Source organism: Candidatus Arsenophonus phytopathogenicus, assembly GCF_056113345.1.
The window spans coordinates 1-6,988 of the sequence record NZ_JBUIOB010000013.1 but is presented as its reverse complement, the minus strand read 5'-3'; the positions used below and the strand labels follow the sequence as shown (position 1 = coordinate 6,988).

At 45.3% G+C, this 6,988-nt stretch carries 9 protein-coding genes; all 9 read left to right on the top strand.

From position 1 onward, the window contains the following. Nucleotides 1–264, top strand: a 264-nt coding sequence (locus tag AC01GB_RS02020; RefSeq protein ID WP_474450051.1) for a lysis system i-spanin subunit Rz, incomplete at its 5' end; no start/stop codon positions are given. Nucleotides 265–271: 7 nt separating this feature from the next. Continuing rightward, a complete protein-coding gene (locus AC01GB_RS02015) occupies nucleotides 272–544 on the top strand; it encodes a hypothetical protein (protein ID WP_474450050.1) in 273 nt (90 codons plus the stop codon). Beyond that, entirely contained in the window at nucleotides 513–863 is a 351-nt protein-coding gene (locus tag AC01GB_RS02010; RefSeq protein WP_474450049.1) for an HNH endonuclease, read from the top strand. Before AC01GB_RS02015 ends, AC01GB_RS02010 begins: the two co-directional genes overlap by 32 nt. A 123-nt stretch (nucleotides 864–986) precedes the next feature. Further along, nucleotides 987–1,481, top strand: a complete 495-nt coding sequence (locus AC01GB_RS02005; RefSeq protein WP_474450048.1) for a phage terminase small subunit P27 family — start codon at nucleotides 987–989, stop codon at nucleotides 1,479–1,481. Beyond that, complete coding sequence (locus tag AC01GB_RS02000) at nucleotides 1,478–3,205, top strand: terminase large subunit (RefSeq protein WP_474450047.1); 1,728 nt, start codon at nucleotides 1,478–1,480, stop codon at nucleotides 3,203–3,205. The genes AC01GB_RS02005 and AC01GB_RS02000 overlap by 4 nt, the downstream gene beginning before the upstream one ends. Further along, nucleotides 3,202–4,419: a phage portal protein gene (locus AC01GB_RS01995; protein ID WP_474450046.1), complete on the top strand. Its 1,218-nt coding sequence runs from the start codon at nucleotides 3,202–3,204 to the stop codon at nucleotides 4,417–4,419. The genes AC01GB_RS02000 and AC01GB_RS01995 overlap by 4 nt, the downstream gene beginning before the upstream one ends. Nucleotides 4,420–4,455: 36 nt before the next feature. Next, nucleotides 4,456–5,325, top strand: a complete 870-nt coding sequence (locus tag AC01GB_RS01990) for a head maturation protease, ClpP-related (RefSeq protein ID WP_474450045.1) — start codon at nucleotides 4,456–4,458, stop codon at nucleotides 5,323–5,325. Further along, a complete protein-coding gene (locus AC01GB_RS01985; RefSeq protein ID WP_474450044.1) occupies nucleotides 5,309–6,526 on the top strand; it encodes a phage major capsid protein in 1,218 nt (405 codons plus the stop codon). The genes AC01GB_RS01990 and AC01GB_RS01985 overlap by 17 nt, the downstream gene beginning before the upstream one ends. A gap of 102 nt (nucleotides 6,527–6,628) precedes the next feature. Then, nucleotides 6,629–6,961, top strand: coding sequence for a head-tail connector protein (locus AC01GB_RS01980; protein WP_474450043.1), 333 nt, complete (start codon nucleotides 6,629–6,631; stop codon nucleotides 6,959–6,961). Nucleotides 6,962–6,988: the final 27 nt, after the last annotated feature.

Below are 6,988 nucleotides of genomic sequence, written 5' to 3'. Positions count from 1 at the left end.
GAATTAACGCATGCGAGACAGACGATTGAGGCACTCAGGCTTGATGTTGCTCGGGGTTTTAAGCGGTTGCGGGTCAATGCCACCTGCCCCAAAGAGTCCGGTGCCGCCGGCGTGGATGATGGCACCGCCCCCCGACTTACAGCAGACGCTGAACAGGCTTATTACACCTTACGAGAACAGATTGCTACAGTCACCGCCCAAACCTTAGGGCTTCAGGACCACATTAAAATACAACGAGGCAAGAGAGAATCAAATGAACGATGAAAGAGACATGCAGGTAAAGCTCTCGAAACTGTTTGTGGGTGGCATGTTCAAAGGTTATGCGCTGACGGTCGATGGTAAGATACTTTCTAATCAGGAATCTACTGTTGTGGATAGTAAACCTCAGGAAATTCCTCATGTTACGGCATCTTTCATTGTGACTAATGAGATGACGGTTGATGCTCCTTATATTCATGTTAAAAAGCATGATTGTAAATTAGCGAAAAAAGTGAAATATGAGGATAAGGATTATGCCCCTGCGCATTCCTCGCGCTTGCCGTAAACGCGGCTGCGCCAAGACAACTACCGATCGCAGTGGTTATTGTGAGACACATCGAAATCAGGGCTGGGAAAATTATCAGCAAGGTAAAAGCCGTCATCAACGTGGCTATGGTTCGCACTGGGATAGGCTTCGTTTGCGAATACTTAAACGTGATAAATATTTATGTCAGGCATGCTTAAAGAACAGTCTGGCCAACACCGCTAAAACCGTTGATCACATTCTGGCTAAAGCCCATGGAGGCACTGATATCGAAAGTAATTTGCAAAGTCTTTGTTTGGCGTGCCATAGGAAAAAAACAGCAGCAGAAACAAGCAGATAAATAAGGGGAGGGGCGGGTAAAAAGTTTACCTCTTTCGCTTTTTGAACAGCCGCTTCCGTCAAATTTTTATCGTCGCGGAAAATGAAAATGAAAGGATGTCAATCTGGATGAGTAGGAGGTTGTATGGTGGGGACAGCGGGTAAGTCTGGTCGTCGTCCAAAGCCTGTAGCCAGAAAAGCATTGGCGGGTAATCCAGGTAAGCGCACATTAAATAGCGATGCACCCGCATTTACGCCGATAAAAAAGGTTAGTCCGCCTGACTGGTTTATCGAAAACGGGATGATGCTTGCGGTCATTATGTGGGAAATGACGGTAAAGGAGTTATGTAGTCAGGGGGTCATTTGTCTTACTGATCTGGCAGTGCTTGAGCGCTGGTGTGTTGCGTATCAAATATGGCGAAAACTGGTAACCGATATTATGCGCGATGGTACGCGTTTAATTGGTGCAACGGGTGGCCCGATTAAAAACCCTGATTTGACGGCGAAAAAAGAGCAGGAAACGGAAATGGATCGGACGGGTGCGATGTTAGGTTTAGATCCGAGTAGCCGTCAACGTTTAATTGGCATAGCAGGGCAAAAAAAACAGGAAAATCCCTTTTTGAAGATTATTTCCTCATGAGTCGTAAATCGTATCGTAATGTCAATGCGGCTAATCAATATGCCCGAGACGTTGTAAAAGGGAAAATAGTCACCTGCCAATATGTTAAAGATGCCTGTCAACGTCATCTTGATGATTTGGCAAAGGGAGCGGAACGGAAATTCTGTTTTCGATTTGATAAAAACCTGGCAGAACAAGCCGCAAGATTCATTCAGCTACTTCCTCATACAAAAGGTGAGTGGGCGTTTAAACGGATGCCAATCACACTTGAGCCATGGCAACTTTTCATTATCTGTAGTGCGTTTGGCTGGGTGCATAAAGGGAGTCAATTGCGCCGTTTTCGGGAAGTCTATACCGAAATCCCCCGTAAAAATGGTAAATCGGCCATTTCTGCTGGGGTAGGACTGTATTGTTTCACGTGTGATAACGAATTTGGCGCGGAAGTTTACTCAGGGGCTACCACTGAGAAGCAAGCCTGGGAAGTCTTTAGACCCGCTAAATTGATGTGCAAACGGACACCTTTACTAACGCAAGCATTCGGTATTGAAGTGAATGCCAAAAATATGAACCGGCCTGCAGATGGTGCGCGCTTCGAACCCATTATAGGTAATCCTGGCGATGGTCAATCGCCCCATTGTGCGATTGTTGATGAATATCACGAACACGCTACTGATACGCTCTATACCACCATGTTGACAGGAATGGGCGCCCGGCGACAACCGCTGATGTGGGCGATCACTACGGCGGGCGATAATATTGAAGGCCCTTGTTATGACAAGCGCAGAGAAGTCATTGAGATGTTAAATGGGATAGTACCCAATGATGAACTTTTTGGCATTATTTATACGGTTGATGAGGGCGATGACTGGACAGATCCGGCGGTATTGAGAAAGGCTAATCCGAATCTCGGGGTTTCGATTTACAACGATTTCCTGATTAGCCAACAGAATCGCGGAAAAAGTAATCCGCGTCTGGCGGGCACCTTCAAAACAAAACATTTAAATATATGGGTTTCAGCCCGTTCAGCCTATTTTAATATGATTGAGTGGCGCAAGTGTGAAGACAAGACATTAACATTAGGTCAATTTGAAGGCCAAACCTGCATTCAGGCGCTCGATTTAGCCCGTAAGCTGGATATGAACTCACGGGTGAAGCTGTTCACCCGTGAAATTGATGGAAAGCGTCATTATTACGTTATTTCTCCTGATTTTTATGTGCCGTATGATGCGGTTTTTAGTACGGATGTTGAAAATCGGCGAACGGCTGAACGTTTTAAAAAGTGGGTTGAAACGGGGCATTTAAAAGTGACGGATGGCGCGGAAATCGATTACAGAGAAATATTGGAAGAAGCAAAAACGGATAATCTCAATTATCCGATTGATGAAACCGCTATTGATCCCCATGGTGCGACAAATCTTTCCCACCATCTGGCAGATGAAGGTATGGATCCGATCACGATAGTTCAAAATTACACGAACATGTCAGACCCTATGAAAGAGTTGGAAGCAGCGATAGCCGCTGGCCGTTTTCATCACGATGGCAACCCGATCATGACGTGGTGCATGAGTAACGTAGTGGGAAAATATTTACCCGGTAATGATGACGTTGTGCGTCCCATTAAAGAAAAAAACGAAAACAAAATCGATGGTGCTGTTTCGCTCATTATGGCGATGAGCAGAGCCATGGTACACAAACCTGATCTTTCGGGTTTTTTCAATAATCCGATCATGGTAGGTATTGAATGAAAGACGTAAAAAAAACCGGCTGGATCAAAAGTACGTTACGTAATTGGCTGGGTATCCCGTTGGAGCAGAACTGGATAGGGCAGAGTAGCAGCGGCAAAGTGGTCACGGTTGACAACGCGATGCAAATTTCGACGGTTTGGGCCTGTGTTCGACTGCTGAGTGAATCTATTTCTACTCTCCCTTTTAAAATTTATCAGAATCAAGTTAAGGGTACGCGAACACTCGCATTAGATCACCCTGTTTACTCGTTACTGTGTAAGCGACCCAATAGTGAGATGACCCCGTCCCGCTTTATGTTGATGATCGTTACCAGCCTGTGCTTACGGGGTAACGCGTTTGTGGAGAAAAAATTTATTGGTAACAAGTTAGTCTCGCTTAACCCTTTACTGCCTCAAAATATGGTGGTGAGTCGTGAGGCAAATGGACGATTGAAATATACGTATACGGATCCGGTATCACATAGTCAGTATGTCATTCCTATTAACTCTATGATGCATATCCGGGGTTTTGGGCTTGATGGGGTTTGCGGCATGATCCCGGTGCAAATCGGTAGGGATGTCATCGGTGCGGCCATGGCAATAGAAGAATCCGCGGCAAAAATTTTTGAAAATGGATTACAAAGTTCGGGGTTTATTACGACTGAACATGGGTTGAATCAAGACCAGCGAGACAGGTTAGAAGGTTATCTCGAAAAATATATAGGTTCAAAAAATGCTGGGAAAATCATGGTGATAGAAGGGGGGATGCAATACAACAGTGTCACGATGAATCCAGAAGCTGCCCAGATGTTAGAAAGCAGAACATTTAGCATCGAAGAAATCTGCCGCTGGTTTCGCGTTCCCCCTTTCATGGTAGGGCATGTGACCAAGCAAAGCAGCTGGGCTTCAAGTGTTGAAGGGATGCATATGCAGTTCCTGACGAATACATTACGCCCGTTATTGGTCAATATTGAACAGGAAATTAGTCGCTGTTTGTTACAGGATGAGAATCATGTTGCGGAATTTTCAGTCGAGGGCCTACTGCGGGCGGATAGTGCGGGCAGAGGGGCGTATTATACGACGGCTCTGCAAAACGGCTGGATGAGTCGTAATGATGTGCGTCGGTTAGAGAATTTACCACCAATAGAAGGCGGTGATATTTACACAGTTCAACTAAATCTTACCCCTCTCGATCGATTAGGGGAAAACAAACATGAAAATCCCCGTCCGGATTAGGAAACCTCCCATTCCCTCAATTTGAGAAGTTTGAATATGGATAAAAAAACATTACCGGCTGTGCCGGAAACTCGCCCCTGTACAGGGATTTCTTATGAAATAACGCCAAAAGTTTTTGACCACTGGCACAGTGGTATAAAAGCGGCCAGCTCAGCAAATACGATTTCAATCCTTGATGTTATTGGTAAGGATTGCTGGGGTGAAGGGATCACCGCAAAACGGATTTCAGGGGCATTGAAAACAATAGGTGACCAGGAAGTGATTGTTAATATAAATAGTCCAGGGGGCGATATGTTTGAGGGGTTGGCTATTTATAATCTGCTTCGCACTCATACCGCGAAAGTGACTATTAACGTGCTTGGGATTGCCGCCTCTGCCGCTTCCCTTGTTGCGATGGCGGGGGATGAAGTTTGCATGGGAAGCGGGGCTTTTTTGATGATCCATAACTGTTGGGGAGCGGGTGTGGGGAATCGACATGATTTTGCCCGTCTCGCCAACGATATGCGTCCTTTTGATAAAGCCATGGCCGATATCTACGCAGCACGAAGTGGGCTCAATCATGCGGATATTGAAAAATTAATGAATAACGAAACGTATTTAGTGGCTGAAGAAGCGATAGCGCAGGGATTTGCCGACAAAATGATGCCGGTTGACAGTCTGGAAACCGCGGAGGACACGCCTCAGGCCGCGCTACGAAAAATTGAGGCCTTGCTGATAAAAGCCGATACACCCCGTACTGAACGACGAAAACTGATTAAGTCATTAACCGGTGGTAAGCCGTGCGCTACCACTATTTCACCCAGTACGCCAGGCGCTACTGTTGATATGAACCCTGAATATTTAACTGATTTGCAAAATGCAGTTAATGCATTTGCATCGGAGGTAATAAATGTCGAATACCAATGAACTCTTGAAAGATCTGTCAGCCAAAATCGAAGCGGCGAACAGTCAATTTAACGCAAAAGCGGAAGAAGCCCTTAAGGAAGCCAAAAAAGTCGGTGGATTGAGCACAGAAACGAAAGCATCAGTTGATAAACTGGCTGTCGAGTTAAATGCGCTACGTGAATCTGAAAAAACATTGAAAGCTTCCTTAGGCGAGCTGGAGCAACATGTTGCACAGATGCCACTGCAAAATGCGGTTCAAACGATACAAACGATTGGTCAACAGGTGATTTCTTCGGAAGATATCAAGTCAATTAATGCCAGCATTGAAGGCAATAAACGTTTTGCCGTCAGTGTTAATGCGACATTAACTACCCCCAATATTACCGGGAACATCATTGAACCTGACCGCTTGCCCGGCATTGATGTCCAGCCTAAGCAACGTTTGTTCATAAGAGACCTGATAGCCCCCGGCAAAACAGTTTCAAACACTATCTATTGGGTACAACAGACCGGCTTCACCAATAAAGCTTCGGTAGTGGCTGAGAATACGGCTAAACCATATAGTGATATTCAGTTTGCAGAAAAAGTGACGCCTGTGCGTACACTTGCGCACATGTTCAAAGCGTCCAAACAAATATTAGATGATTTTTCACAGTTGCAATCGATGATTGATGCAGAAATGCGCTATGGATTGAAGTATGTGGAAGAGCAGGAAATTTTATTTGGCGATGGGACGGGGGCACATTTACACGGCATAATCCCGCAGTCCTCTAAATTCAAGGCGGAATTTAAGGTTGATAAACAAAATGGCGTGGATGATTTGCGTTTGGCGATGTTGCAGGCTCAGCTGGCACGTTTTCCTGCTTCAGGGCATGTCTTACATTTCATCGACTGGGCGAAAATTGAGTTAAGCAAAGATACGTTAGGACGTTATATTCTGGCCAATCCATCAGTATTAACGGGGCCCACATTATGGGGGTTGCCTGTCGTGGCGACAGAGACAAGTGCATTTAAAGGAAAATTCCTTACTGGAGCTTTTAACGCTGGAGCCCAGTTGTTTGATCGTGAAGAAACGAATGTTGTCATTTCTTCCGAGAACACTGACGATTTCGAGAAAAACATGATATCTATTCGGTGTGAGGAACGATTAGCACTGGCAGTGAAACGTCCAGAAGCTTTTGTCTACGGCGACTTCACAGTTAACACGCCGCCCGTCAAATAACCCGTTAAGACGATCTAAAAAGGTCGTCTTTTCAAAGGAAAAAACAAATACATTGACTGCTCCTCGCCCTGAAGGACGAGGTTTCTCGGAGGCATTCTGACGGTGTTAACACTTCAAAAGGTCAAAGCGCAGTGTCGTATTGATCCAGATTTTAACGATGAGGATGCGTTGTTAAAGGGTTATATTGGGGCGTCACAACGCTTTGTTGAAAATTTTACCCGAAGAAAACTGGCGAAAGAATTATCGGACAAGGAAAGTCCTAATTTTTGTGAGGGGGGGGTCTTACTGTTTGACGAAGCTATTGAAACTGCCATGTTGTTGTTGGTTGCGCACTGGAATGCGAACCGTGAGGCAAGTGTTATTGGTGAGTCGGCAACAGAAATTCCGTTGGCTGTCGAAGCATTATTGCAGCCTTATAAGGTTTACGGCGTATGAAATCAATGCGATCAGGCGAACTGACTA

Bases quoted from the DNA above. Each gene is read 5' to 3' on its own strand.
- AC01GB_RS02015 (WP_474450050.1), top strand. From the start codon at position 272: ATGCAGGTAAAGCTCTCGAAACTGTTTGTGGGTGGCATGTTCAAAGGT.
- AC01GB_RS02010 (WP_474450049.1), top strand. From the start codon at position 513: ATGCCCCTGCGCATTCCTCGCGCTTGCCGTAAACGCGGCTGCGCCAAG.
- AC01GB_RS02005 (WP_474450048.1), top strand. From the start codon at position 987: ATGGTGGGGACAGCGGGTAAGTCTGGTCGTCGTCCAAAGCCTGTAGCC.
- AC01GB_RS02000 (WP_474450047.1), top strand. From the start codon at position 1,478: ATGAGTCGTAAATCGTATCGTAATGTCAATGCGGCTAATCAATATGCC.
- AC01GB_RS01995 (WP_474450046.1), top strand. From the start codon at position 3,202: ATGAAAGACGTAAAAAAAACCGGCTGGATCAAAAGTACGTTACGTAAT.
- AC01GB_RS01990 (WP_474450045.1), top strand. From the start codon at position 4,456: ATGGATAAAAAAACATTACCGGCTGTGCCGGAAACTCGCCCCTGTACA.
- AC01GB_RS01985 (WP_474450044.1), top strand. From the start codon at position 5,309: ATGTCGAATACCAATGAACTCTTGAAAGATCTGTCAGCCAAAATCGAA.